The sequence below is a fragment of the Stenotrophomonas sp. SrG genome, from assembly GCF_050031795.1.
GTDB classification, from domain to species: domain Bacteria; phylum Pseudomonadota; class Gammaproteobacteria; order Xanthomonadales; family Xanthomonadaceae; genus Stenotrophomonas; species Stenotrophomonas rhizophila_A.
This window is the reverse complement of sequence record NZ_JBNBBE010000068.1, coordinates 1-327: the sequence shown is the minus strand read 5'-3', so window position 1 is coordinate 327 and position 327 is coordinate 1. Positions and strand designations below refer to the sequence as shown.

Sequence of the window (327 nt, the reverse complement as noted above, 5' to 3'; positions counted from 1 at the left end):
ACCTGTACATGCCGGCCAAGCCTGCCCTGCTGTGCGCCATTGCCGGCTACCTGCTGCTGTGGTCGGTGTGGTGGCTGTTTACACAGATCACCGGCAAGGAAGGCATTGGCCACGGCGATTTCAAGCTGCGGGCCGCGCTGGGCGCCTGGTGTGGGTTGACGGGCATCCTGCCGATCATCCTGCTCTCGTCGGTGCTTGGGGCGATCATCGGTTCGATCTGGCGGTACTCGCGCGGCCGCGACCGGGCCACGCCGATTCCGTTCGGGCCCTACCTGGCCCTGGCGGGCTGGATCGAGTTCATGTGGGGCGAGCCGTTGATCAACGCGT

Annotated in this window: 1 protein-coding gene; it reads left to right on the top strand. The window is 66.1% G+C overall.

The annotated features are described in order from the left end of the window. Positions 1-327 (top strand): prepilin peptidase (locus ACQG3P_RS19005; RefSeq protein WP_426805904.1); only part of this gene is annotated, 327 nt, incomplete at both ends.